The 26,226-nt window shown below is 52.7% G+C and carries 16 protein-coding genes and 1 pseudogene; 9 read left to right on the top strand and 8 right to left on the bottom strand.

Features of this window, described 5'->3' with window-relative positions; genetic code table 11:
* Window positions 1–226 precede the first annotated feature (226 nt).
* Together DUE52_RS29955 and DUE52_RS29960 are read right to left on the bottom strand one after the other, a co-directional pair.
* A complete protein-coding gene (locus DUE52_RS29955) occupies window positions 227–1,999 on the bottom strand; it encodes an ABC transporter ATP-binding protein (RefSeq protein ID WP_114409825.1) in 1,773 nt (590 codons plus the stop codon).
* Between the two features lie 141 nt (window positions 2,000–2,140).
* Window positions 2,141–4,390 carry a monovalent cation:proton antiporter family protein gene (locus tag DUE52_RS29960; RefSeq protein WP_114409826.1) on the bottom strand — a complete coding sequence of 750 codons (2,250 nt, stop codon included), beginning with the start codon at window positions 4,388–4,390 and terminating at the stop codon, window positions 2,141–2,143.
* A gap of 107 nt (window positions 4,391–4,497) precedes the next feature.
* On the opposite strand from DUE52_RS29960, the gene DUE52_RS29965 reads away from it, so the two are divergent.
* The 7 genes and pseudogenes from DUE52_RS29965 (at window position 4,498) to DUE52_RS30000 (ending at window position 12,515) form a co-directional block, all read left to right on the top strand.
* Entirely contained in the window at window positions 4,498–5,517 is a 1,020-nt protein-coding gene (locus tag DUE52_RS29965; protein WP_114409827.1) for a Gfo/Idh/MocA family protein, read from the top strand.
* A 63-nt stretch (window positions 5,518–5,580) separates the two neighbouring features.
* The gene (locus DUE52_RS29970) at window positions 5,581–6,933 is read left to right on the top strand and encodes a Gfo/Idh/MocA family protein (protein ID WP_114409828.1); all 1,353 of its coding nucleotides are present in this window, start codon (window positions 5,581–5,583) and stop codon (window positions 6,931–6,933) included.
* A gap of 50 nt (window positions 6,934–6,983) precedes the next feature.
* Window positions 6,984–8,306, top strand: coding sequence for a sugar MFS transporter (locus DUE52_RS29975; protein ID WP_114409829.1), 1,323 nt, complete (start codon window positions 6,984–6,986; stop codon window positions 8,304–8,306).
* Window positions 8,307–8,388: 82 nt separating this feature from the next.
* Window positions 8,389–9,705 carry an AAA family ATPase gene (locus DUE52_RS29980; protein WP_114409830.1) on the top strand — a complete coding sequence of 439 codons (1,317 nt, stop codon included), beginning with the start codon at window positions 8,389–8,391 and terminating at the stop codon, window positions 9,703–9,705.
* Window positions 9,686–10,386: pseudogene (locus DUE52_RS33160) on the top strand (RloB family protein). Before DUE52_RS29980 ends, DUE52_RS33160 begins: the two are co-directional and overlap by 20 nt.
* A gap of 193 nt (window positions 10,387–10,579) precedes the next feature.
* A complete protein-coding gene (locus DUE52_RS29995) occupies window positions 10,580–11,920 on the top strand; it encodes a hypothetical protein (protein WP_165841062.1) in 1,341 nt (446 codons plus the stop codon).
* A 37-nt stretch (window positions 11,921–11,957) separates the two neighbouring features.
* Window positions 11,958–12,515 (top strand): cupin domain-containing protein, encoded by a 558-nt coding sequence (locus tag DUE52_RS30000; protein ID WP_114409834.1) that lies wholly within the window; start codon window positions 11,958–11,960, stop codon window positions 12,513–12,515.
* Here DUE52_RS30000 and DUE52_RS30005 read toward each other — a convergent pair.
* Complete coding sequence (locus tag DUE52_RS30005) at window positions 12,512–12,712, bottom strand: hypothetical protein (protein WP_114409835.1); 201 nt, start codon at window positions 12,710–12,712, stop codon at window positions 12,512–12,514. The two genes, DUE52_RS30000 and DUE52_RS30005, sit on opposite strands and share 4 nt — an antisense overlap.
* 330 nt (window positions 12,713–13,042) lie before the next feature.
* On the opposite strand from DUE52_RS30005, the gene DUE52_RS30010 reads away from it, so the two are divergent.
* Window positions 13,043–13,267, top strand: a complete 225-nt coding sequence (locus DUE52_RS30010; RefSeq protein ID WP_114409836.1) for a hypothetical protein — start codon at window positions 13,043–13,045, stop codon at window positions 13,265–13,267.
* Window positions 13,268–13,435: 168 nt separating this feature from the next.
* On the top strand, window positions 13,436–14,659 hold the full coding sequence (locus DUE52_RS30015) for a cation:proton antiporter (protein ID WP_114409837.1): 1,224 nt from the start codon (window positions 13,436–13,438) through the stop codon (window positions 14,657–14,659).
* Window positions 14,660–14,672: 13 nt separating this feature from the next.
* Here the strand turns inward: DUE52_RS30015 and DUE52_RS30020 are convergent, their stop codons facing one another.
* From DUE52_RS30020 to DUE52_RS30040, 5 genes are all read right to left on the bottom strand, one after another.
* The gene (locus tag DUE52_RS30020) at window positions 14,673–15,782 is read right to left on the bottom strand and encodes a DUF5700 domain-containing putative Zn-dependent protease (RefSeq protein WP_114409838.1); all 1,110 of its coding nucleotides are present in this window, start codon (window positions 15,780–15,782) and stop codon (window positions 14,673–14,675) included.
* A gap of 52 nt (window positions 15,783–15,834) precedes the next feature.
* Entirely contained in the window at window positions 15,835–17,130 is a 1,296-nt protein-coding gene (locus tag DUE52_RS30025; protein ID WP_114409839.1) for a vanadium-dependent haloperoxidase, read from the bottom strand.
* A gap of 109 nt (window positions 17,131–17,239) precedes the next feature.
* The gene (locus tag DUE52_RS30030) at window positions 17,240–20,608 is read right to left on the bottom strand and encodes a VCBS repeat-containing protein (protein ID WP_114409840.1); all 3,369 of its coding nucleotides are present in this window, start codon (window positions 20,606–20,608) and stop codon (window positions 17,240–17,242) included.
* A 224-nt stretch (window positions 20,609–20,832) separates the two neighbouring features.
* Entirely contained in the window at window positions 20,833–22,683 is a 1,851-nt protein-coding gene (locus DUE52_RS30035; protein ID WP_114409841.1) for a RagB/SusD family nutrient uptake outer membrane protein, read from the bottom strand.
* Between the two features lie 22 nt (window positions 22,684–22,705).
* Complete coding sequence (locus tag DUE52_RS30040; protein ID WP_229312361.1) at window positions 22,706–25,885, bottom strand: SusC/RagA family TonB-linked outer membrane protein; 3,180 nt, start codon at window positions 25,883–25,885, stop codon at window positions 22,706–22,708.
* Between the last annotated feature and the right edge of the window lie 341 nt (window positions 25,886–26,226).

A 26,226-nucleotide genomic window follows, 5' to 3' on the forward strand; every position in this document is an offset into this window, starting at 1 on the left:
ACATAGGTAACGGTGTGAAGCACCTAAGGCACTGCTGTTTTTATCCATCCCCCACCGCTTAGCCGAGTGACTACCAAAGATAATTCGGTTAATGGTAATCAAAGAGGGTGTCGAACAAAGGTATGATCGGCACGCGGGAGGAATCGGGTCGCCTTTTTGCTATCGCACCGGCGACCCGGAAACATCAGTCCGCTACGCGGCCAAGAATCTCATAGTTCGCGTTTGATTACACTACGGCCACTTCCTTGCGTTCGCCAATTTGCTGCCGCCACATGGCGTAGTACAGTCCTTTCTGCAACAGTAAATCCGCATGACGGCCCTGTTCGGCAACGTGGCCTTTTTCCAGTACAAAAATCCGGTCAGCGTGGAGAATCGTGCTCAGGCGGTGGGCAATCAGAATCGTGATGTGCTGCCGCGATCCCGAAAGCTGGCGGACGGTTTTGCCGATTTCCTCCTCCGTCAGTGAATCGAGGGCCGACGTGGCCTCGTCGAAAACCAGCAGGGTTGGACGGCGCAGCAACGCGCGGGCGATGCTCAGCCGCTGTTTTTCACCCCCGGAAACTTTCACCCCGCCTTCCCCAATCACGGTATCGAGCCCCTGTGGAGCGCGACTCAAAAGTGTATCGGCGGCCGCCTGACGGAGCGCCGTGAGGCATTCGGCGTCAGTGGCATTCGGGGCTACAAAGCGCAGGTTTTCGCGAATGGTCCCGGCAAAAAGCTGCGTATCCTGCGTTACAAAACCGATTTGTTCGCGCAATTCGTCCAGATCGACTTCCGAACTCGGAATGTCGTTGTACAGAATCCGGCCTGCCAGCGGGGGATACAGACCCACCAGCAGCTTGACCAAGGTGGTTTTTCCCGAACCCGACGGCCCGACAAACGCGATGGTTTCCCCCAGTTTGACATCGAACGAAATGCCGTCGAGGGCCGGATTGTCGGCGGATAAGTGTTTGAAACGGACGTCCTCGAACGCCAGTGTTTGAATCTTCTTGATCGGGATCGGATGGGCCGGTTTGACGTCGCGGGGCGTGTCGAGAATCTGCTGGAAATTAGCCAGTGACGCTTCCGTTTCCCGGTAAATGTTAATGATGTTGCCTAACTCCTGCAACGGCCCGAAAATAGCGAAGGAGTAAATAAATAGCGAGAAAAATTCGCCCACTGTAATGCGTTGCTGCACCACCAGAAACAGCATCATCAGCATGATCGCGTTCCGCAGTAAGTTCACGAATGTGCCCTGTACAAACGACAGCGAACGGACGTACCGGACTTTTTTGAGTTCGAGCCGCAGGATTTTTTCGGTGGTTGCATTCAGCCGTTCGGTTTCCTGCTGGGCCAGCCCGAGGCTTTTCACGAGTTCGATGTTGCGCAGACTTTCGGTGGTGGAACCGGCCAGTGCCGTGGTTTCGGCCACGATGTTTTTCTGGACAACTTTGATTTTTTTACTCAGCAGCGAACTGACGAAACCGAGCAGCGGAATGGTCAGAAAATAAGCGGGTGCAATGGGCCAGTACACCGTGCTGGCGTACCACATGACGAAGATAATTCCGACTACCGATGTGAACAATACGTTGACAAACGACTGGATAAGTTTTTCCACATCCGTCCGCACTTTCTGGAGTTTCCCCAGCGTTTCGCCCGAACGCTGGTCTTCAAACACCTGATAAGGCAGGTCGAGAGAGTGGCGCAAACCGTCGGAATACAGCCGGGCGCCGAGTCGCTGCGTGATGACGTTGACGTAATAATCCTGGAAGTTTTTGGCGATGCGGCTCACCATCGCAACGCCCAGTGCCTGCAAAATCAATAAACCGGCGCCATCGCTCAGGAAGCTGACAAAGTCCAGCCGCTGGATGGCCGAACCCGGTTTGACGACGTACTGATCGATGATTTTTCGGAAGATATACGGATCAAGCAGCGAAAAAATCTGGTTGATCGCGGCCAATAGCAAGGCCAGAATGAGGAGTGGCCAGAAACCGCGTAAGTAGCTGTACAGTAATTTCATAAAGTAAAAGAAGAGGTTTGATTTCCGTTTTGCCCCCAACCCCCTAAAGGGGGCTAAACCATCCGGATTTGAAAGCCCCCTTTAGGGGGTTGGGGGCAAAACGGAAAGCGGCAATGCATCATTTTGAAACAGACTCTTATACTATTTAAACGTCCGTAAGCGGTTTTCCCGCTGAAACTCCTTGATGAGTTTTGTGTTACCGGCCAACCAGATAACATCGCCCGGGAGGAAAAAGGTCGTTGAATCGGGATTTAAAATGCGCGTTCCCTTGCGTTCGATGCCCACGATAAGACCCTGGGTTTTTTCCCGAATCCCGGAATTTCGAATGCTTTGATCGATGTACGGAAACGACTCATCGACGGCAATTTTCTGGAGCGAAATTTCCTGCGCGGGCGTAGCCTCAACCTTCTCTTTTTTGGCCGGTTCGATCAGGCTGATAAAATGTTCCAGTTGCTTGTCGGTGCCGATCACGGCAATTTTATCACCCGGGAACAGGCGTTCGTTCCGGCCCGGCACCAGCATCGTCACGCTGCCCCGCGCAATGGAAATGACGTTGACGCCGTATTTTTCGCGAAGTGCCAGTTCGGCGAGGGTGGAGCCGACACCCGGCGATTCGGCATTGACTTCGAAATAGGAAAGGTGGGCATCCCACGGCAGCAGATTCCGCCCCATGCGGTTTTCCTGGTAAATCTGGCGGGAATTGAGGTTGACCAGAAACCGCTTTTCGATCAGCTCATAAATCAACGGAAGCCGCTTGCCCAGCACGAGCCAGCCTCCGGTCAGCACAACGACGACGAAAAGCAGCAGGCTAACGGAGAAAAATTGTTGCAGCAACAGCAGCACAAGCCCCAAGCCGATGATGCCACGGGCAATGGCCAGCGTCACCAACGGCCCCCGATACGCGCGTCGTTCGGTCCAGAGCCGGGTATAAACCGGTCGGTTGATCCGTTTCAGCACCAGCGCCCACAAGAACGGGGCCATCAGCAGAATGGACAGAAAACCGGTCAGAATATCGGCTCCCGGACTGCCGATGATTTCCTCCGCAATCAGGGGCATCAGCCAGCGGGATGCGAGCAGAATGATGCCCAGAATGACGGCGGTGTTGACGATGATGATCTGAATGTGTTCGCGAAGCAGTTGGTACCAGTCACTGACACTGCCGATGGTTTGCGCCCCGGAACTGTAGGCCGTCAGGAAGAGTTTGGTTCGCGGACTCAGTTTGCTTTCCACCCAGGTGCAGATCGGGCCGGATGCCTTGATCATATAAGGCGTCGTGAAGGCGGTTAGGGCGGAAACCGCAACGGCAATGGGATACAGAAAACCGCTGGTGACTTTCAGATTGAGGCCCAGTGTGGCGATGATGAACGAAAACTCCCCGATCTGCGCCAGACTCATCCCGGTCTGGATCGACTGTTTCAGCGGCTGACCCACCACCAGCGCACCGAGGGTAACAAAAATGGATTTGCCGAGAATAACGACAACGGTAACGATCGCAATCGGCCCGGCGTATTCGACCAGAAGGGCCGGGTCGATCAACATACCGACCGATACAAAAAATACCGCCCCGAACAGATCCTTGATGGAGGTCAGCAGGTGTTCGATGCGTTCGGCGTAAATGGTTCCGGCCAGAATCGAACCCATGATGAAAGCGCCCAAAGCGGGCGAAAAACCGACGCTCGTCGCGAAAACTACCATGAGCAGACACAGCGCCAGCGAGATGATCAGCAGGGTTTCGTCGGTGATGAATTTTCGGCCGCTTCGCAACAGCGAGGGAACGAGAAATATACCGCCCAAAAACCAGATGACCAGAAAAAACGCCAGTTTCATGATGGCAACCAGCATTTCGGCACTGAAAAACTGCTTGCTGACGGCCAGGGTAGAAAGCAGCACGAGGAGCAAAACCGCCACGATGTCTTCGATGACCAGAATACCGAAAACAATACCGGCAAACTGCTGGGTTTTGATACCCAGTTCATCGAACGCCCGAATGATGATGGTGGTGGAAGAAATGCAGACAATACCACCCAGAAAAATGCTGTCCATCGTCGACCAGCCCAGGCACATGCCAGTGAGGTAGCCGAGGAGAACCATCGCTGAAATTTCGATCACGCCCGTCATGGAAGCCGTGCCGCCGACCTTGACGAGCTTTTTGATGTTAAACTCAAGCCCGAGGCTGAACAGCAGCACAATGACGCCAATGTCGGCCCAGATGCGAATGGTGGCCGGGTCGGAAATGGTCGGGAATAATGAAAACTTTGGCCCTACGAGCACTCCGGCCAGAATATAACCCAGAACGAGGGGTTGTTTAAGCCATTTGAAAAGAAGCGTCGTTACGGCTGCGGTTCCCAAAATGATCGCCAGATCAATGATCAGGTTTGGTAAATGAGCCATATCTGGAAAAAACCGTATTTTTATCGATCCACCCTTGAAACAGCAGACGGATAAAACGAATAAAATTGCTATTCTTACAATAATACGACCTTTTTAGCCCGAATCGGATGAATCAATTGCTTAACCGTAGAAAATTTCTGGGTGTGACAGCCACTACGGGACTCTCGCTCAGCCTGTCGCACACCCTTTTTTCGATGCCTGAACCGGCTCCGTCGGCGGAGGGAAAACGCGTCGGCATCATCGGTCTGGACACCTCGCACAGCACCGCTTTCACCAAAGAACTCAACAGCCCGACCGCCGGTCCTGAACTAGACGGCTACCGCGTCGTGGCGGCTTATCCGAAGGGCAGCAACGACATCGAATCGAGCGTCAGCCGGGTGGCAGGGTATACGGAAGAAGTGAAAAAACTGGGCGTTGAAATCGTCGGTTCCATTGACGAACTGCTCCGCAAGGTGGATGTGGTGTTGCTGGAAACCAACGACGGCCGGTTGCATCTGGAGCAGGCGCTGAAAGTGTTCAAGGCCGGGAAGAGGGTGTTTATCGATAAACCGATTGCGGCTTCGCTGGCCGATACAAAGGCTATTTTTGAAGCCGCTAAAAAGGCCGGTGTGCCGGTTTTTTCGGCCTCATCGCTCCGCTATATGACCAGCGCGCAGGACATCGCACAGGGAAAAACCGTCGGGAAAGTGCTGGGAGCCGACACCTACAGTCCGTCGCCCATTGAGAAAACCCACCCCGATTTGTTCTGGTACGGTATTCACGGCGTCGAAACGCTTTTCACGGTGATGGGGCCGGGTTGCAAACAGGTGAGCCGGACACACACGAAGGATGCGGACGTGGTTGTCGGCATTTGGAATGATGATCGGATTGGGACTTTCAGGGGAATCCGTTCCGGGAAAACCGGGTATGGCGGCACGGCGTACGGCGAAAAAGGCATCGCACCTCTCGGTCCCTACGAAGGCTATAAAGCCCTTTTGGTGCAAATCGTAACCTTTTTCAATACCGGAAAACCGCCGGTCAGTGCCGCCGAAACACTGGAAATTTTTGCCTTCATGGAAGCCGCCGAAGAAAGCAAACGGCAGGGCGGAGCCACCGTGACGCTGGAAAGTGTGTTGCGGAAAGTGTAATTTTTGCCCCGGCCCGACGTTTCGGGCCGGGGGCATTACCAATTACTAAACCCAAAATCAAAGATGCAATCATTGAACAAAACCCGCCGGGCGTTTATCAAAAAAACCGTATCGGGCACGGCCGCGTTGTCGCTGGGCGGAATTCTGCCCGGTTTTAGTGCCAAAAGTTACGCCAGCATTCTCGGAGCCAACGAGCGAATCAAGGTGGCCGTGATGGGCGTCAATTCGCGGGGGCTGGCGTTGGCGAGCAATTTTGCGCTGCAGAAAAACTGCGAGGTGCTGTACATCTGCGACGTTGATTCCCGGGCTTCCGACAAGGCCATTGCGACGGTGGAAGACCTGCAAAAAAGCCGCCCGAAAGCCGCTCCCGATTTTCGCAAAGCTCTGGAAGACAAGGATCTGGAAGCCCTGGTGGTGGCCGCGCCCGACCACTGGCACGCACCGGCGGCTATTCTGGGCTGCAAAGCCGGCAAGCACGTGTACCTCGAAAAACCGTGTAGCCACAATCCGAACGAAGGTGAATTGTTGATGGCGGCCACCGAAAAGTACAAACGGGTGGTCCAAATGGGCAACCAGCGCCGGTCGTGGCCCAACGTGGCGAAGGCGATTCAGGAAGTGAAGGGCGGCATCATCGGTCGTCCGTATTTTGCGAAGGGCTGGTATACCAACAACCGGGCGTCGATTGGCGTCGGGAAAGAAACCGCCGTTCCGTCGTGGCTGAACTACGATTTGTGGCAGGGCCCGGCTCCGCGCCGACCGTTCAAAGACAACCTGCTGCATTACAACTGGCACTGGTTCTGGCACTGGGGAACGGGCGAAGCACTCAACAACGGCACCCACATGATCGACCTGATGCGCTGGGGCCTGGGCGTCGAATACCCGACGCGGGTTTCCTCCGCCGGGGGGCGGTATCGCTACAAGGATGACTGGGAAACGCCCGATACCCAGATCATTACGCTGGAATTCGACAACAACACCAGCATGGTTTGGGAAGGGCGCAGTTGCAACGGGCGGACGGTTGAAGACAACAGTGTGGGCGTCGAATTTTACGGTGAAACCGGTTCCGTTGTCATCGAAAGCGGGAATACCTACAAGGTGTATGACTTGCAGAGCAAGCTGGTCAAGGATGTTAAAAACGACTTCGTCATCGACGCCCGCGACCGCATGAATCCGTCGCAGGCGCTGGATGCGATTCACATTCAGAACTTCTTCGACGGTATTCGGAAAGGCACGGCTTTGGCTGCCGAAATCAAAGGCGGACACCAGAGTACGCTGCTTTGCCAGTTGGGCAACATCGCCCTCCGGTCCGGCGAAACCCTGAACATCGACCCCAGCAACGGCCACATCAAAAACAAAGGCCTGATGAAAAAATACTGGCAGCGCGACTACCAATCCGGCTGGGAGCCAACGGTTTAAAAGTTTTTGGTTCACTCAATCACCCAATCGCCCATTCACCCAATACATTGATGAAAGCAACTCTGGCGGCTGTCGAGGTCAGTTCGTTAAGCAAACGGGACACGCTTATTTCGATCCTGATCATCGGCCTGTTATTTTTCATATTCGGTTTTGTAACCTGGGTCAATGCGATCCTGATTCCGTACTTCAAAATCGCGTGCGAACTCACCAATTTTCAGTCGTATCTGGTCACGTTCGCGTTTTACATCTCGTATTTCGTGATGTCGGTGCCGTCGTCGTACCTGCTCAAAGCCACCGGTTTTAAAAAGGGCATGATGATCGGTTTCTGGATTATGGCGGTGGGTGCATTCATCTTCGTACCGGCCGCTTTGACCCGAACCTACGAGATTTTTCTGCTGGGACTGTTCATGATCGGCGTCGGACTGGCGGTTTTGCAAACGGCGGCTAATCCCTACATCACGGTTTTGGGACCGCAGGAACGGGCCGCCCAGCGGATCAGCATCATGGGCATCTGCAACAAAGGTGCCGGTATTCTGGCCCCGATTCTGTTTGCCGCCGTGGTTCTGCGGGCGACCGACACCGATCTGTTTGCGCAACTGCCAACGATGTCGGCCATGGAGCGGAGTGCCGCACTGGATGAGCTGGTTCGGCGGGTGATCGTGCCGTATTCGCTGATGGGCGTCGTGCTGATCGGGCTGGGGTTGCTGGTGCGGTTTTCGCCCTTGCCCGAAATTGATACGGAGCAGGAAACCGCCGATGTGGCGGCTGCCAATTCCGGAAAAACCTCGATTTTTCAATTTCCGCACCTCATTCTGGGTGCTGTGGCGATTTTTCTGCACGTGGGCAGTCAGGTCATTGCCATCGATACGGTGATTGGTTACGCCAACTCCATGGGAATCAGCCTGCTGGAAGCAAAGACCTTTCCAGCCTATACGTTGATGACCACGATTTGCGGGTATATTCTGGGTATTTCGCTCATTCCGAAAATCATCAGTCAGGTGACGGCTTTCCGGTTTTGCACGTTGCTGGGGGCGGTTTTGACGCTGCTCATTATTTTCACCAGCGGCCCGGTTACGATCCTGGGGCATCAGGCCGACCGCTCAATCTGGTTTGTGGTGTTGCTGGGTCTGGCCAATTCGCTGGTTTGGGCGGGCATCTGGCCGCTGGCGTTGGACGGTCTGGGGCGGTTTACCAAACTGGGCGCGGCCATCCTGATTATGGGACTCTGCGGCAATGCCATTATGCCGCTTTTCTACGGTTATTTTGCGGATTTGTACGGGGTAAAACTCGCGTATTGGGTGTTGTTTCCGTGTTATTTGTATCTGGTGTACTATGCGTTTTGGGGGCATCGTGTAAGACGGTGGGGAGTGTAAAATCTAATAACAGGTGCATTTTGTACTTATTATTAAAATACGTCGTTTCTTTGTCATAAACTTGACAAAAACACTGTTTATTATGCTCATTAAGTTCAGTATTCGCAATTACAAAGTCTTTCGCGAGCGAGTAGAATTGAGCCTTATTGCCTCTAATTACGACAAAGAAACCAACGAAGAGAACGTTATTGAAGTGCCTAAGTTTGGCCTGCGACTTCTGAAAAGCGCAGTGGTGTATGGGGCTAATGCCAGTGGTAAGAGTAAGCTAATCGAAGCGTTGGGACACATGCGCAACTTTATTCATGTGTCTTCGAAAGATAGCCAAAAAGGTGATGAAATTCCCGTAGAACCTTTTCGCTTGAATACCGCATCAGAAAACGAACCGTCAGAATTTGAAGTGACATTTATCCATAATGACGTGCTTTATCGATACGGTTTTGAGGCTACTCGATACGAAATCGTCTCAGAATGGCTTTATTACCGTCCAAACACGAAAGAGGTTGAGTTATACTATCGTGAAAAGCAAAACTTTGAACTTCATAAGCGTAGCTTTAGTGGGCTTGTAAACCAACTTGTTAAGGGTAAAAATATTCGTGAGAATGCACTATTACTATCAGTAGCTGCGCAGTTTAATGACGAACGAGCGAATCATATTTTTGCTTGGTTTGATAACCTACGGATTATTTCCGGCTTGGATGAGAAAGGTTATGAGACCTTTAGTATACAACAAATAAAGAACTTGATTGATAAACGTAAGATACTGAACTTACTTGAGGCAGCCGACTTAAGTATTCGGGATATTGCATTGGCGAAATTTGACCCCTATAATTTACCATCTGATTTATCACCTAAACTTCAAGATTACATTTGGGAAATGGGAGGTGACGTTTTGTCGGATGATGTACAGACTGTTCATACCAAATACAACGAAGCAAAGGAAGCCGTTGGTAGTGTCATGTTTTCGATGAGAGAAGCCGAATCATCAGGCACACAAAAGTTTTTTGCGTTGGCAGGGCCAATTCTGAATGTTTTGGAAAATGGTTCTGTGTTTGTCGTTGACGAGTTAGATGCAAAAATGCATCCCAACCTGGTTAGTGCTATAGTAAAACTTTTTCATTCAGCTACGAAGAATCCCAAGAATGCTCAATTAATTTTTAACACGCACGACACCAATCTGCTTGAATCGGACAATTTCCGACGCGATCAAGTCTGGTTTACCGAAAAAGATCGTTACGGCGCGGCCACACTTTACGCTTTAGCTGATTTCAAAGTACGTCGCAATGAGAATTTTGAAGCGAACTACATTGAGGAGAAATACGGTGCCATTCCGTACTTAGGCAATTTCTCCCGACTCTTCAACCCGGCAACCGAAACGGCTGATGTCGAACCGAAAGGATAAAGTTGTCACGCAGCGGGAAGACCGGGATGCGGCCAAAGCCCGGCGTCGGGGCGAACCGAGTTTAAAACGAGCGGCTCCCAACAGGCAGACAAAACCCACTATCCTGATTGTTTGCGAAGGGGAGAATACCGAACCATCGTATTTTGATTCTTTTCGACTTTCTTCTGCTACCGTCGAATCATATGGTGGGAAGAAGCAACCGGTTAATGTTGTCAAGCACGCCAGCTATTTAGCGAGTCAGAAGAAGTACGATGAAGTGTGGTGCGTCTTTGATAAAGATGACATAGCAGACAGGATTTCAACGACGCTATTGTTCAGGCCGAAGCCGCCGGTTTTAAAGTAGCCTATTCCAATCAAGCCTTCGAATATTGGTTCATTCTCCATTTTGAAGATCACAAAGGTGGCCCAATGCCCCGGGCTGATTACCACAACCGAATTAATGGGTATATCAACCCATTAGGAGCTTCGTATGATGGAAAAGGAAATAAAACCGTCACATCAGCCTTTTTTGATGCCTTAGACGGTTTCGATACTGTCAAAAGGGAAACTCGAATCCAACTGGCTGTAAACCGGGCTGGGCGGATTCATGGCCAATGTAAAAAAGCCGGAATCAGTCCAGCCAAATCCGAATCCTGCACAACGGTTTATCAACTGATCAAGCGGTTTTTAAAATACCGGTAAGGTGATTCAAACGGGCCTTTATGTCTGGTTGAGCCTTCTATGCCCCCATTCAGCAAACCGCCAGCATCTATTCTAAAACCTGACAATCGAAAAAACACGCTTCAAAGACCCGTTTTTCCGGTTGAACCCAACCGGCGTTTCAGGGTCGTGGTTGGGTGTTGATCTTTGTTACCGAACAACAAATATTAACAACATGAACCGAACCATTCCTGTCCTCATGAGCCTTGCGCTCACCCTCTTAATCGCGTCTTGCAAACACGAACAGGAGATGATAAATCCCGGTGTACCGGATTATACCGCAGACCCACCGCAGCAACGCCCTGGAAAAGTGTATCCGGTGGGCAGTCCGTTAGGAACGGCAACCACTGTGACCATTGGCCCGGCCGGTGGCCAGCTTACCTCCAGCGACGAACGGTTGACCATCACTGTGCCCGCCGGAGCCGTAGAAACTTCGCAAGCTTTCGGCATTCAACCCATCGGCAGCACCGGTCCGCAGGCGTTGGGCAGCGGCTTCCGGCTTTCACCACATGGTAAAACCTTTAAAAAACCGGTCACCATCAGCGTCCGGTATGACCCCACTTCCTTGTCCGGCACGGTAGCCGAAGCATTGGCGCTGGCGTATCAAAACGACAAAGGTGTTTGGATGCTGGCGGCTAAAGGCAAAGTGGATACCGTCGCCCATACAGTTCATGTTGAAACGACCCACTTCAGCGATTGGGCGATGCTGCAACGGGCCAAATTACTACCGGAAGTAGGATTTGTGAAACCGGGTGGCAATCTGGGCCTTGAAGTGATCGTGCTGGACGACCGGGCCTTCATACCGCTCGATACCGATACCGAAGTACCCGCACCCTATCAGTCACCCACTCAACTGGTGGATGTAAGCACCTGGAACCTGGCCGGTTCAGGCACCCTGACGCCGGCCATCTGGAAGGCTTCGTATCAGGCCCCCTCAGCCGTACCCGCCCGTAACCCCGTGGCGGTGAGCATTAAACTCAAAGGCCCGACCACCATCGACGGGAAGCTCTTCAAAGCGTTGTGGCTGGTGTCGAACATTTACATTGGCGAGGAGGGCATTACCTTCCGCATCAACGGCGGCAAGTGGATTCATACGCTCGCGAATGCCCATATGCTGAGTAATCAGGGGTTACGGTTGCTGGAAATGACTGGCGGTGTTACGGCAGAGGGCAACAACTGGGGCGTCAATATCCACACAAACCAGCCACCGCTGGAAACCGAAGAAAGTCTGGTAACTACGCTGGCCGGCATGACCATGCCCTGGTCGGTTGATGCGTCGGGTCCGCTGTTCCACCTGTCGGATGATAATGGCAAGGTATACTACAAACATTTCTACGCAGTTCCCCCTGTGTTTTACCCCAGTCCGGGTGCGCTGACTTTCTACCAGTTCGGCAAGACGGGCGACTACATCGTCGGCAAGTTCGAGATGCAGAAAGCGGGGATGTACAATGACACCAAAGGTTACCTCGGCACGGCCCGCATTGAAGGCTTCTTCCGGGTCAAACGGTCGCGCTAATTGAGAACACATTTTATAACAACAAATACCAACTACCATGAACATTACCTACCCCCACACGATTGAGAACGGCAACGGCGAAAAATTGGTCTTTCTGGGCGTGGCCCAGGAGCCCGACGGCGACCGGGTCTTCGGAGAAAACTTTGTGACGCCCGGCAGTGGCCCGCCCATGCACGTACACTGGCTGCAGGATGAGGGTTTTACGGTGGTGAAAGGCAAAATTGGCTACCAGATTCAGGGGCAAAAAGAGCAGTATGCCGGTGAAGGCGAGTCCATCGTGTTTAAACGCGGTGAACCCCACCGGTTCTGGAACGCAGGGACCGAAATACTTCAGTGCCAGGCCTGGATCAAGCCGGCCAATACCATTGTGTTCTTTCTCTCGGCCATCTTCGCGGCCCAGGCCAAATCGGGCAAGAACCAGCCGGAAGCCTTCGATGCCGCCTATCTGCTGACCCGCTATGCCAGCGAATACGACATGCTGGAAATTCCCGTATTTGTCAGGAAAGTGATGATTCCCATTACCTATGCCCTCGGAAAGCTGCTGAATAAATACGAACATTTCAACGATGCCCCCGAAGCCGTGAAACCGCGTTAACCCAGCGCGGTTGACTCATCTACATCCACATCAGCCGGCTGCCCAATCGCAAACGCAATAACGCGGGCGATGACAGCCGGTAGCATGTAAACTAGTCGCGATGCGACAAACTGGCTTCTAAACCAGCGACGACTCCAGTCTATTTCCAAAGCCCGAAAGTTTATTTTCCCTTCTACAGTTACTTTTTTCAGATTCAACGTCTTACTACAGGATAGGTGATCATTCTTTCGCCTGGAGAGTGGGCATACTTTGTTAGAGTTAGTATGGTTCCGGTCGGAGTTCCTGACACCGACCGGACTTTTTTCCGGTTTCGGTCAAAAACAGAAATTTGGGACAAGAGAACATCGTGGTGTCATGCACTCATTTTTTGGTTTTACTGACAACCTTCCGGCGAAATTCCCTGTCGATAAGGCTAAGGAGGATAAAAGCTGTTAAAAGCCGGGTGAAGGAGACGCTATACGGTTTAAAGACCTTTCTATCTTCTGATTTACGCAACGTACAAACGCAATCTGCAAACAAACATTCGCATGACAGCACGACTCGAAAAAGGGGTAATGGAGCAATTGACGTCTAACCTGGCGAACGCAAAAAATATGAAACCTGCTGAACTGGACCAGATGATGCAGCGAATCGCGGACGTTGTCGAGAATGCCGCGGGCATTAAGGTGACGTGGGAATTACCATCTTCAGCCCAAAAGCCCACCCAACAGGAACAACTGGATCAATTAGCCGCCCTCTATCTGGGGGTTTAACCAGCAGTAATGCAAGTCAGGAAAGCGTAGAAAAAATGGCGTGATAACATTCAACGAGCGGATCGGGTTTAAGTCAGCGTAACGTTGCCGTTTCCGAATTAAACCGGAACGTCGGCCAATCATCCGCTCCTGAGTGCCCGTTGGGTGCCGGGAATCTGTCATTTACCTATGGTTTCCATTAATTTGTTGCTGGTTGTGCTGGGCGTGGCTGTGCTGGCCGTTGCTTTCTTGCCTTCCTTTCTCAAAGAATATCCGCTTTCATACCCTATCGTTCTGGTCGGTTTAGGCCTGTTGGTCTACGCTTTTCCACTTCCTTTGCCATCTGCCGATCCGCTTCAGTATCCGGCTTTAACAACCCACCTGAGCGAATTATGCGTCATTGTAGCCCTGACGGGGACGGGACTCAAGATCGATCGCCGGTTTTCGCTAAAAAACTGGCGAATACCGCTTCGGCTGGTCTCGCTGGCCATGATCCTCACCATCGGTGCCATGGCGGTGGCAGGCTGGTACGGTGTGGCATTATCCCCGGCTTCGGCTCTGTTGCTGGCGGCTTCACTGGCACCCACGGATCCGGTGCTGGCGGGCGATGTGCAGGTTGGCGATCCGGGCGAGGGCGGTGAAGACAATGTCCGGTTTGCGCTGACGGGCGAAGCCGGTCTGAACGATGGTCTGGCCTTCCCGTTCGTATACGGAGCGATGGCCCTGTTGCCGTCCGAGGTGCCTTTGACAGACCGGTTTTGGGATTGGCTGGGCATGGACGTGGTCTATCGGCTGGGCGTCGGCTTGCTGGCGGGTTGGCTTTCAGGAAAATTGCTGGCTGTCTTCATTTTCCGGTTGCCCGAAAAAATCAGCATCAAATCATCGGTCTACGGATTTGTGGTTTTGGCGGTAACCCTAACCACCTACGGAGCCACCGAATTAATACACGGATACGGTTTTCTGGCCGTCTTCATTGCCGCCGTCACCCTCCGCAGCTACGAACGAACCCACGAATACCACCAGCACATGCACGATTTTTCGGATCAGGTCGAACGACTTTTCATTGTCGTCGTCCTTCTGTTTTTTGGTGGAGCGATAGGGCAGGGTCTGCTGGCCCCGCTCACCTGGGCAGATGCCTTGCTGGGATTGGGCCTTCTGCTGGTGATTCGCCCCCTGATGGGTATTCTGACGCTGGTGGGTGCCAGAGCCAGGCTTCGCGAACGGTGGGTCATTGCCGGTTTTGGGATTCGGGGCATCGGATCCTTTTTCTACCTTGCCTTTGGATTGGAGAAAGCCCCTTTCCCGGAAGCCGGGCGGCTTTGGGCCATCGTCGGATTTGTGGTTCTCGTTTCCATTGTGGTCCACGGAATACTGGCTACGCCAGTCATGAAATGGCTCGACAAAAAGAAATAAGAACCGCCTGGCGTTAGAGTTTATCCTTCCAGGCTTCCATCCGGGTCAGAATGGCTTCGGTCGAGCCGCTGAACCGGATGATGTTTTTGTCCGGAAACTGGGTGTAAATAGCCCGGTAGATTTGACAGAATTCGATGGGGTCTTTGGTGATTAACCCGGCCAGAACGTCTTTACCCCGGTATTCCTCAATCACTTTCGCCATTCGATACCCCATAAAATAACTGGTTTCATCGAAGGCTACCGTAAAACCGATGTTGTAAAGCTCACTGAGGTTGGCGGTGGAATCGTGAAAAGCAGAAAACAGCAGGCTCTCGAACAACGCAAAATTCTGCCGCGAACGCTGCCCGTTGCGGTCATACTGTTCCTGCTGCTCTTTTGAGAAACCGCCGGGTTGTTTGATTTTTGTAAAATCGCCGACCAGAGTGGCGGAGCCTTCGGACCACAGATTGGCCAGCAGCGTATAGGCATTGTCAATATGCTTCGGCGGATTCGCTGCGGTTTTTCCGTTCGTGCGATGGCGTTCGCCGACCTGCTGAATGGTATGATAAAGTTCATGGGCGACCAGATAAACCAGTCCTTCGTAATCATCGCCAATTTTCTGCAAAGCCACATTGAAGGTGTCGTCGCCACCAATGGTGAAGCCCAGCGCACCCCCGCCGACCAGGAAACAGGCCCGGGCTTTTACGGGCAGCGTAGCCGGTGAATACGGCGAAATGAGCGCTTTTACATCCTCGATGAACGACGCTTTCGTTTCCAGTTGACGGACTAAGGTCTTGATTTCCGGAAGTTTGGCTTTCACGGCTTTCCACTCGAACGGGTCGTTGCCTTTCACGGTTCCCGTTTCCACCATCTCCCGCAAGGTTTGTTTAAAAGCGGCCTCTGTCCCCGTTTTGTTGTAACTGGTGACCTTTCGGATCAATTGCTGATTGCCGTAGAGTTTCGCAATTTCGTCCAGTTCGGCATCGGTCGTTTTCGTTTTAGCCAGTAGATTCGTAACCGCCTGCGCACTCCCGAAATCGAGCTGAATGGCCATGTCGGGTTGTGAAGACGGTTTTTTACTTTCCTGACCAAAAGACTTCAGATTGACCAGTAAAAACAAAATAAACGCGACGGTCTTCATCATATGGAGAAAATTAGTGAGATGATTCGGCTGGAATTAGCTATTCCGTGAGCATTCAGTTTAGTTTCTTCACCACCCATTCGCCCACTTTCAGTCCCTGCGCCCTGCCCTGATCAATGGCGTCCATGAAGTGAATACCGCCGTAGAACCGGGACAGTCCGGCTTCGACAGCGGCTTCGCGGAAGGATCGGAACGTGCGGGCTTTCAGGCCATACGGCTCTTCGACGGTATCGGTATACTCAAAATGATCGCCGAAATAGTGCGTCAGAATCACTTCCGAAGCCGCCGAAATGGTGGAATGTCCGCTCAGGTATTCGGGAAACGGGGGCGTTTGCAGAAACGGTTTCCAGTCGGGATCGATGAGTTTGCGAATGGCGGTTTCGGGACGAACGCGGTTGCTGCGGTATTTTTCGTCCCAGCAACAGATAAAACCGTCCGTTAATCCGATGGCTACGGCCGTATGAATTTTCAGCGATTCGGCGAAGCTCTTTTTCGCTTTGGCACACGCAATCCCGGTAATGCCCAGCCAGTGAGCGCCGGGGGAGATTTTTTTGAGACCCACCATCATGTGGCCGTTGTTTTCGAGCGCAAACGGGTTGCAGTCCCAGAAGGCTGCAATCTGCCGGTGTTCTTCCGTCAGGTTGTTGCCGCCTTCCTTCTGGTTTTGCAGGAGCATCTGGTAAAAAGGCGATGTTTTATCGGTGGAATAAGCCGCTGGCGGTACGGGTTTAAACTGGGCCGCCGAGTCCAGCGTGAACGGCCGGACGGTATTGAAATACGGTTCGACCGGGGCAAAATACCCTGGCGGGGTCGGATACCAGCTTCCGGCTTTTTCGGAGGGCGTATACCGCGGGTAGTTGCTGATCCGGTTGTACTGGTCGGCTTTGGCGTATTTCAGCATCTGTTTGCTCACCTCCAGCGCATACGTTGCCGACTGCTCGATCACCTCGTCGGAAAACCCCACGGTTCGGCACGAATCCAGCAACTGTTTTTCCAGCTTCTCCAGCCGTTTGCCCGAAGGCTGCATTTTCTGGGCGGTTTTGAGCATCGCCAGCACCGCGCTGAGGTGCGTGGAATACCCGCTAACGTTCGGTTTTTCCATCGCCGGATAGCCGTTCAGGACGCCGTGCATGCTCCGGTAGCCTTTGTCGTTCTGGGCAACCACTTCGTAACCGGCCAGACAGGCGTAGGCGAAAAACCGGGCGGCCAGGGGCGGATTGGTTACGTCGTGGATCATGACCTCGGTCATCTCGGCGACGACGCCGGTGATCTCCCGATTGCCCAGTTCCGGCGTTTTTTCGGTCTGGCAACTCCCAAGTAGGATTAGTAAAAAAAGGAAGATATTTCTCATCGAACCAAAAGATTATTTCACAGAGTTTAGCAGAGAAAAAAGGAGTTTAGCAGAGAAAATTAAAACTTCGCTTAACTCTTTTTTTCTCTGCTAAACTCCGCGATACAGCTCATTTAAATCCATACGCTTTTATCCCAACCTGATTAATCCCAATTAAAACCGTATTTCCAACCGGCAGCACGCTCCGGACATCGCCTTTGAGCAGAAATCCGGATTGGGGTTGCGGTACATACGAAAACTGGCCTTTTCCGTTGCCTTTCAGCAGAACACCGTAGTTGGCGTCGTACTTCCCGAACCGCAACCGCGCCCGGCTGATGTTGCCGCACAGGAGCAGGTCCTTCTTGCCGTCGTGGTCGTAATCGAAGGCAGTGAGCGCAAAAACCGGGGAGACCTGCACCTCGACGGGCAACGCCTTTTCCTGCCATTTTCCCTGTGCCGTACTTTCAAAATACGTGGTTTTCAGGTGATTGGCTTCCAGCCGATCCACGTCTTTCAACTCTTCTTCCGTGAAAATATCCTTCATCGTCGCGTCGGCGTAGCTTTTGTAATCCGGGAAGCGCGTTCGCATGATGCTGAGCTGATCCAGCAATTCGTCGCGGGTTACGTAAGGATACGATTTGCCCTGAATGTAGAAACACAGAATCGGATCGACCGAACCGTTGTCGTCGAAGTCCTTGTAAAACAGTTCGGCGGGTTCTTTGTCACTGGCTTTGCACTGTGTGTTCAGGCCCTGATTGCCCACCACCAGATCCGGTTTGCCGTCGCCATTCAGGTCATCAACCAGCAGTTTATTCCACCAGCCCCGGTATTCCTTGTCAAAATAGGTCTTGGTCTGATCCGTAAATTTTCCGCCGTCGTTTCCGAAAACCGTTACCGGCATCCACTCGCCCACCACCACCAGCTCCGGTTTTTTATCGCCGTTGAGGTCGGTCCAGGCCGCATCGGTCACCATGCCAATGCGCTGGAGATCGGGAGCCAGGCTCGCCGTTTGGTCGGTAAATTTCCCCTTACCGTCGTTGATCAACATAAAACTCGGGGGCGTTTCGGGATAGCGGCCCGGAATCACCCGCCCGCCCACGAACAAATCCGGTTTGCCATCGCCGTTGAGGTCAGCCACCCGAACACAGCTTTTGCTGGTGCGCATGGCGGGCAATGCCGCCGGATTTTTGGTAAAGTTTCCCTTACCATCATTTATATAAAGCCGATCCTGCAACAAGGCGTCGTCGGGCATGAAATTCGCGTAGCCACCGCTGCACACGTACAAATCCTTCAACCCGTCGCCGTTGGCATCGAAGAAAACCGCATCGGCGTCATCGCTGGCTTTGTCGGTATCCAGCGCGGGTTGGGCTTTTTGTAAAAACTGCTGGTTGGCTTGCTGGAGAAAAACCGCCCCGGCCTGGCCGCTGCCACCACCCACAAAGACGTCTTCCAGCCCGTCGCCGTTGACATCGGCTTTGGTCAGACACGGCCCCACAAACGACGCCGGGTTGACCAGCAGCGGCTGCCGTTTGAAATCATTGACGGTATTTTTCGGATGCGGATACACCACCGGCGTTTTCATTTCCGTAAAAATAGCGGGAGCGGAGGGCGTTGACCGCCGGGACATTTTGGCATCCTTTTCCGAAACCATCAGCACCTGATCGGCTTTGACGTTGGTCAGCAGTTGTTGTTTGTCGCCCGGCCACACAATGCGCAGCGAGTCGATGGTTGATTCTTTTCCCAGCCCAAAATGCAGAATGGGCGACACGCTCGACTGATAGCCGCGCGACGGCATTTGCTCCAGATACTGCTGCCGGCCGTTCCGGTACAGGGTCACTTTAGCGCCCAGTCCAAAGCGGTTGGCCCCGATACCGTCCAGTTTTACGTTCAGGTAGTGGTTTTTGAGTTGGCTACCGGCTTCGTTCCGGTAAACAAAAGCCGGTTTGTTGATGTTGTTGATGACCAGATCCAAGTCGCCATCGTTGTCGAGATCGGCATACACCGCGCCGTTGCTGTTCGAGGGCAGATTCATGCCCCACGCCCGGCTGACGTCGGTGAAGGTGAGGTCACCATTGTTTTTAAAGGCGTAATTAATCACATCGGAAGCCGGTATTTTGTAGACCAGTTCCAGCAAATCCTGGCGCATGACCTTGCGGTTGAGCAGAAAATCGCCCATGTATTTCAGGAAATCCTGATTGGTATAGTCGCGCAGATAACCGTTGGTAACAAAAAGATCCTTCCAGCCGTCGTTGTCGTAGTCGGCCAGGAGGGGAGCCCAACTCCAGTCGGTGTTGGAAATGCCGGACAACTGCCCCACTTCACTGAATTCGGGAATGCCGCCGGTTCCTCTCTTGCCATCCGTACCAATATTCAATTGCAGCATGTTCCGCATGTGCTGGTAATAAAATCCCGAATTGACGGCCAGATCGAACTTTTCGTAATTGTCGGGCGACATCAGGAGTTTCTGCCGCCGGTTGTCTTCGGGCAGCATGTCGAGCGTCAGAATATCGGGCCGGGCGTCGTTGTTCATGTCGGCAACATCATTTCCCATCGAGAAATGGGAAATGTGGCCGATGCCGGTTTGCAACTGGTTTGTGAATGTCCCGTTCCGGTTGTTGAGGTACAGAAAATCAGGAACGTTGTAGTCGTTGGAAACATACAGATCGGGCCAGCCGTCGCCATTCAGGTCGGAGACGCCCAACCCCAGGCCGTAGCTCAGCACCGAATTGAGCAGACCCGCCCGTTCGGTTACATCCTCGAAACGGGTTCCGGTATTCCGAAGCAGGCACACCCCGATTTCCGGGCTTTTTTTCTTCATCAGATCCGCCGTGGCATCCGGGTCGAGGATGGGCAAAAGCCGGGGGTTGTGATTGAGCAGAAACAGGTCCAGATCGCCATCGCGGTCGTAGTCGAAAAACGTTCCCTGGGTCGTTTGGCCGGGTCGGTCCAGCCCCCATTTGGCGGTTTGATCGGAAAAACGGGGAATGCCCTGCGCATCGGGGCCGTCGTTGATAAACAGTTGGGGTGTCCGTTTTTGGGGTGGCAGACTTCCCGAATAGGATAGAAAGAGATCAAGTCGCCCGTCGCCGTTGACATCGGCCATCGTAACGCCCGTTCGCCAGGGCCCTTCGCGTCCGGCCACGCCCGCGGTGGCGGTGATATCGGTAAATTTGAGATTGCCTTTGTTGAGGTACAACTGGTTCGGAACCATGTTGCCGCTGAAATAAATATCTTCCAGGCCGTCGCCGTTCAGATCACCAACGGCAACCCCGCCACCGTTGTAAAAATATTCGTACATCAGCACGTTGGTATTCAGCCCTTCGTTTAGCGTGTTGACGAACGAAATGCCGGTTTGCTCCGGGGAAAGCAGCGTAAACAGCGGAGGTCCCGTGTCGGGGGCCGTCTGCTCCGTGGAAGCCGGTTTTTTCTGGCAACCCGTCGACAAAAAGACCATCACGATGATAAGACCACTCCAAAAAGCGCGTAAAAAAAGCGTCATAAACGAAAGAATGAATGAAAAAGCACGGAAAGCTAAGTTAGGACAATTGAGTGCAATAGTTCAGAGTTTTTTTACATTGTCCTGATTGGGGCGGGTTGACTCATCCCGATTTTTTTTGGTGGCAAAAGCGGGAATGAATATCAAAAAAACTGGTGCCAACGCATGGTTATGCGTTGGCACCAGGTATATTCAGAGGGATATCGACTTGTGAAAAGCGCTCAATGCTATTGATAGCCGGGATTTTGCACCAATTGCTTGTTCCGGTTGATCTCATCCCGACTGATCGGCAGGAAGTAGATTTTGTCGGCCCACTTCCGGTTTTCCTTGCCGGTTCCCAGGTCCTGAACGCTGTAGGAATACGTATAGTTGTCTTTGCTGTATTTATACGTCGTCACGGTTTTGCCGGGTTTCAGTTTGCCGGTGATGACAATGATCTGGGCTTGTTTTCCCAATGCCGTCGGGGCAATCATCCAGCGCCGGACATCGTAGAACCGCTGATCTTCAAACAGCATTTCGATGTTCCGTTCGTTCTGATACCGGGTGACGAGGGCCGCCCCGGTTTCGGTAATGGCGGGCATACCCACCCGGAACCGGACTTTGTTGAGCCAGGTTTTGGCTTCGGCTTCCTGACCCAGGGCCAGACAGGCTTCGACGTAGTTTAAGACCACTTCCGTAAACCGGATTTGAATTGATGGTACTTCCTGGCGGATGTTCTGATCGACAAGTGTCGGGTCTGGATCCATAAATTTGCGGATCGCGTAGCCCGTCCAGGTTCCGTTCCAGTTTTCGATGGAGCTGTTGCGGGTATCCAAACCGGAGTATTTGGTGGGAGCAGCCGAGCTACCTACTTCATACTCACCCATTTGAATCTGTCCGGCCGGATCAATACCGGCTCCATCGGGCGTACGGGGCTTCCATTGGGCACCATCATACAAGATGGATGCGTAGAAACGCGGATCGCGGTTTTCGTAAGGTGTTGCCGCGTGGGCCGGGTTTTTCCAGTCAAACCTCGTACCGTCCATCATCTCGTAGTTATCCACCAGTTGTTGCGTGGGTTGACTCGATGTCCAGCCGTGATAACCGTTTGGCATGTTGTTACGCGGATACCACGAACCCCAGTCGTCGAACGAAGCCCGGATGTAGTATTTGAGGAAGATGCCATCGGCTTCACCACCGTTGCGCGACAGATACATGTTGACGTAGTTCTGCTGGCCTTCGGCCGCAGGAACCGGTGCCGTCAGGTTCAGTTTATAGCCATACTGGTTCAGATCGATTACGGCTTTGGCGGCATCCCGGGCTTTCGTCCAGCGGGCAATCCGGTCGCCACTAACGTATCCCAGCAGTTCAGGTTTGTTGAAACCGGCGATGACGGTCGACTTGGCTTTCGCCGTCGGAATGTCGTGCAGATCACTGGCGGCATACAGCAACACCCGGGCTTTCAGGGCCATAGCGGCACCCATCGTGGCGCGGCCACTGGTCAGGGTTTTCCCTTTCAGCAGAATAGCGGCCGAATCCAGGTCACTCACGATGGAGTTTACACACTCTTCGTACGTATTCCGGGCGATGGTAAAATCGGGGTTATCCAGCGTGTAAGGCGATTTGATCAGCGGAACCGCCCCATAATAACGAAGCAGTTGGTTGTAAAAATAGCCCCGCATGAAATACATTTCACCTTTCATCCGATCGGCCACTGTGGCATTGTCAAACTTGGGCTTGGCCAGGTTGGCCAGCGCAATGTTGGCCGCCCGAATCCGGGAGTACATGGCACTCCATTCCATCGTGTTTTTAACCGTTCCCAGGTTCGATGGACTTACGTTGGCTTCGTTGACATCCTGCTTTCCAAAGCTGTAAAGGGCGTTGTCGGTCTGGCAATCGAAACTCATCTGGTCCAGAACACCGTCCCGAATCCCGTTGTAAACGTCCGTCACAAAGGCTTCGGACAGGTTCTGATCCGACCAGACCGCATCCCCCGACACTTTATCGAGGGGCTTGGTATCCAGAAAATCGCTGTTGCAAGCTACCATCGTCATCCCCACGAGTAAACTGGACGACAGGCATTTTACGATATGGTTCATAATAGAATGATTGAGCATTTAGTTAAAAACTGACTGATAAACCGGCGTTAAGTACCCGAGCCTGCGGATAGTACTGCGCGCTGCCGCTGGTCGATTCCGGATCGAACAGACCTTTCATGGCTGGTGCATACGTCGCCAGGTTCAGTCCGTTTACATAAACCCGCAGGTTGTTCAGCCCCACTTTGCTGGAAACCAGAGACGGTAACGTATATCCGATTTCGACGTTCTTCAGACGGATATAGTCGGTTTTTTTCAACCAGTAGCTCGTACCGTTGGAGAAATACTGGTTGCTGCGGTCAACGATGCGGGGATGTTCCGTGCTCGGGTTGTCCACCGTCCAGCGGTTATCGTAGCTCCATTTCAGGAAGTTACCGATCGTGCCTGACTCGGTTTGCAGGAAGATCTGACCACCCGCCGAAGCCTGCACCAGGATGCTGAAGTCGAAGCCTTTGTAGGACATCGTTCCGTTGAAACCGCCCTGGAACCGGGGTTGGTTGTTGCGGTCGGCCCGAACGCGGTCGTCACCGTTGATTTTCTTATCATTGTTGATGTCTTTCAGTCTCATGTCGCCGGGGCGCAGCAAGCTGGCTCCTACACCACTGTAATCCACCGTGTTCTGATCGATTTCGGCCTGTGTCGAGAAGATGCCGTCGTATTGGTACATCAGTGTACCGTTCTGCTGGTTCGGATCGTTGACGTTGCTCGGAATGGGTTTGCCGGTCGAACGCTGCCATTCGGGTGCTCCGGGGGTTTCGTCCCAGAACGTAATTTCGTTTTTGGCATACCCGCCGTTCACACTCACGCTGTAGCGCAATTCACCCGCCTGTCCGTTGTAACCCACCCGGAATTCGTAGCCTTTGTTGGTTACTTTCCCGATGTTGGTGGCCGGCAGCGTCATCCCCGTCGTTTGCGGAATGGAAGCACTCTTGCGCCACAGGATGTTGGACCGCTTGTTCTGGAACACGTCGAACTCGAAGAAAATCTTCCCGTTCAGGGCAGACCCTTCCAGACCAATGTCGGCGTTGTTGGCCACTTCCCAGGTGAGCGTCGTGTTCGGAACACCGTTTTCATACAGCGTTTGGGCAACCTGACCACCCGTTACGTAACCCCAGTTGGCATTGACAGCGTCACCGTAGGCATACGTAGGCAGGTAATCGTATTCACGCAAGGTGTTGTTGAAATAGACCTGATCGTTCCCCAACTGGCCCCACGATGCCCGCAGTTTCAGAGAATTGATGGCCGGAATGGCATTTTTGAAGAAATTTTCTTCCGAAATACGCCAGCCCGCCGATACACCGGGGAAGAAACCCCAACGGCTTTCTTTCGGGAACATGTATGAACCATCATACCGCCACAGGAATTCGGCGAGGTATTTTTCTTTGTAATTATACCCAGCCCGACCGAAGTAGCTCATCCGCGCCCGTTCCCAGGCAGCCGTCGTATTGCTGTTTTTCTCGGCACTACCACCAGCAAACAACTGATCGATGGCTGTGGAGGCAAAATACCGCCGGAAACCGGAGAAACCGGCCGAGTTCGACGCTTCTTTCGTGATACCCGCCAGCAGGGTGATGCCGTGGTCCTTACCAATGACGCGATCGTAGGTCAAAATACCCGACAGCAGCGAGTTGAACTGGTCGTTCGTGTATTGATTAAGTTCTGCCTGAGCGGGACCTTTTGCCACCCGGTTCAGGATGGGTTGCTTGTTGGCATCGTACGACGTGTAATCCCAGCTATAGACGTACCAGGGCGTCTGCCATCTCTTGCCTTGCTGAATGTATTTGTCCAACGCGATACTACCGCTGAATTTCAGACCCGGAATCCAGGGGTTGGTAACGTTGACGGTGGCATTGCTTTGCACATAATACCGCGTATCCCGGTCATAGCCGGTGGCATCCGTCGTAACCAGAACGGGTTGCTGACCGTTTTCAATGTCTGGAGCGGGCAGCCCGTTCGGCCAGAATGCCGGTTTGTTGGGATAACCCCGCATCAGCATCCGGAAAATGGCACCGGCACCCACCGTTGGGAAAAACCGGTTTTCCTGACGACCGACCACACCCACGACGGTATTGACGTACTTGTTGACTTTGGCGTCCAGATTCATGCGGAAGTCATACTGTTTGTAACCCGTTGCGGAGTTTTTGTAGTAACCGTCCTGATTCTGGTAGTTGGCCGACACCAGGTATTTGATGTTTTCACTGCCGCCAATCAACTGGAGCGTGTGCTTCACCTGAGGAGCCCAGGTTTTCAGCGCTTCGCCGAACCAGTCGGTGTTGGGGTGTCCCCACGGATCGGAGCCATCGTTAAACTTCTTGATGTCGTCGGGCGTGAAGGCGGCTTTGGCAATCGCTCCGTTGTCGGGGCGGGTAAAGCTGCCCGTGGTTTTGAAGGCATCCGAAGCACCTTTCCAGTACTGCGGAGGCAGGTTATACACGTTGATCTCGTTGTTTAATTCGGCATATTCAGCGGCTGTTGCCATTTTGGGAATAACCGTCGCCTGCGAAAAACCCTGGTTGAAGCTATAGGACAATTCCGGTTTGCCGGTTTTGCCCCGCTTGGTCGTCACCAGAATAACGCCGTTTGCCGCGCGTGATCCATAAATGGCTGCTGCGGCATCTTTCAGGACGGAAATACTTTCGACATCCTGTGGATTGATCCGGTCGAAACCCCCGGCCCGGGCCGGAACACCGTCGATAACGATCAGGGCGTCGTTGTTTCCCAACGTGTTGGAACCCCGGATGCGGATGGCTGAACCGTCATAACCCGGTTCGCCACTGGAGTTGGTGGCAATAACGCCCGGCATCCGTCCCGCAATGGAGTTACTCATGTTCATGGCGGGTGATTTCACCAGATCCGTCCCTTTCACGGTAGCAACTGCGCCCGTAATGGTTTCTTTCTTTTGCTCACCATACCCCACAACCACGACTTCGTTCAGGGTGCTGATGTCATCAGCCAGCTTCACATCGATCACCGACCGGCCGCCGATGGCTAATTCCTGGCTTACATAGCCAATGAATGAAAATACCAGCGTCGCATTTTTGTTCGGAACGTTGAGCGAATACGTACCGTCCGAGGCCGTTGTGGTTCCCTGCGTGGTGCCTTTGACCACAATACTCACGCCAGGCAGTGCGTCTCCCTGTCCACCGGTCACCTTCCCTTTTATGGTTGAGTTTTGAGCAAAAGAAAGGGTGACAGAAGCAATCATTAGATAAAGTACCAATAGATACCTGTTTTTTGGAGGCACCCGATGAGTAGACTTTTTCATACGCATAAGACGGATTAGATTAAGTAAGTAATAGAGTTGGTAAGATTGAACAGGCAATACTTTTTCACGTGTAGGGAAGCGTGGACAGCAAGAAGACTATAGGTGTCACTAAGACCCCCGGTGTCTGATAAAACCGGGGGCGCTAGTCAAAAAGGATTGGGAAATGAATTAAACTGGGGGGAACCCCGAATGATTGTAGTAATTGTTTATCATAATTAATAGAGATGGTTTGAAACAATTGAATTATGCAAAGGAAAAATTATTCCCCGAATTATTTCGTC

It is taken from the genome of Larkinella punicea, assembly GCF_003334855.1.
GTDB classification, from domain to species: Bacteria; Bacteroidota; Bacteroidia; order Cytophagales; family Spirosomataceae; genus Larkinella; species Larkinella punicea.

Coding starts and splice junctions, on each gene's coding strand:
- DUE52_RS29955 (WP_114409825.1), bottom strand. CDS start 1,999: ATGAAATTACTGTACAGCTACTTACGCGGTTTCTGGCCACTCCTCATT.
- DUE52_RS29960 (WP_114409826.1), bottom strand. CDS start 4,390: ATGGCTCATTTACCAAACCTGATCATTGATCTGGCGATCATTTTGGGA.
- DUE52_RS29965 (WP_114409827.1), top strand. CDS start 4,498: ATGAATCAATTGCTTAACCGTAGAAAATTTCTGGGTGTGACAGCCACT.
- DUE52_RS29970 (WP_114409828.1), top strand. CDS start 5,581: ATGCAATCATTGAACAAAACCCGCCGGGCGTTTATCAAAAAAACCGTA.
- DUE52_RS29975 (WP_114409829.1), top strand. CDS start 6,984: ATGAAAGCAACTCTGGCGGCTGTCGAGGTCAGTTCGTTAAGCAAACGG.
- DUE52_RS29980 (WP_114409830.1), top strand. CDS start 8,389: ATGCTCATTAAGTTCAGTATTCGCAATTACAAAGTCTTTCGCGAGCGA.
- DUE52_RS29995 (WP_165841062.1), top strand. CDS start 10,580: ATGAACCGAACCATTCCTGTCCTCATGAGCCTTGCGCTCACCCTCTTA.
- DUE52_RS30000 (WP_114409834.1), top strand. CDS start 11,958: ATGAACATTACCTACCCCCACACGATTGAGAACGGCAACGGCGAAAAA.
- DUE52_RS30010 (WP_114409836.1), top strand. CDS start 13,043: ATGACAGCACGACTCGAAAAAGGGGTAATGGAGCAATTGACGTCTAAC.
- DUE52_RS30015 (WP_114409837.1), top strand. CDS start 13,436: ATGGTTTCCATTAATTTGTTGCTGGTTGTGCTGGGCGTGGCTGTGCTG.
- DUE52_RS30020 (WP_114409838.1), bottom strand. CDS start 15,782: ATGATGAAGACCGTCGCGTTTATTTTGTTTTTACTGGTCAATCTGAAG.
- DUE52_RS30025 (WP_114409839.1), bottom strand. CDS start 17,130: ATGAGAAATATCTTCCTTTTTTTACTAATCCTACTTGGGAGTTGCCAG.
- DUE52_RS30030 (WP_114409840.1), bottom strand. CDS start 20,608: ATGACGCTTTTTTTACGCGCTTTTTGGAGTGGTCTTATCATCGTGATG.
- DUE52_RS30035 (WP_114409841.1), bottom strand. CDS start 22,683: ATGAACCATATCGTAAAATGCCTGTCGTCCAGTTTACTCGTGGGGATG.
- DUE52_RS30040 (WP_229312361.1), bottom strand. CDS start 25,885: ATGATTGCTTCTGTCACCCTTTCTTTTGCTCAAAACTCAACCATAAAA.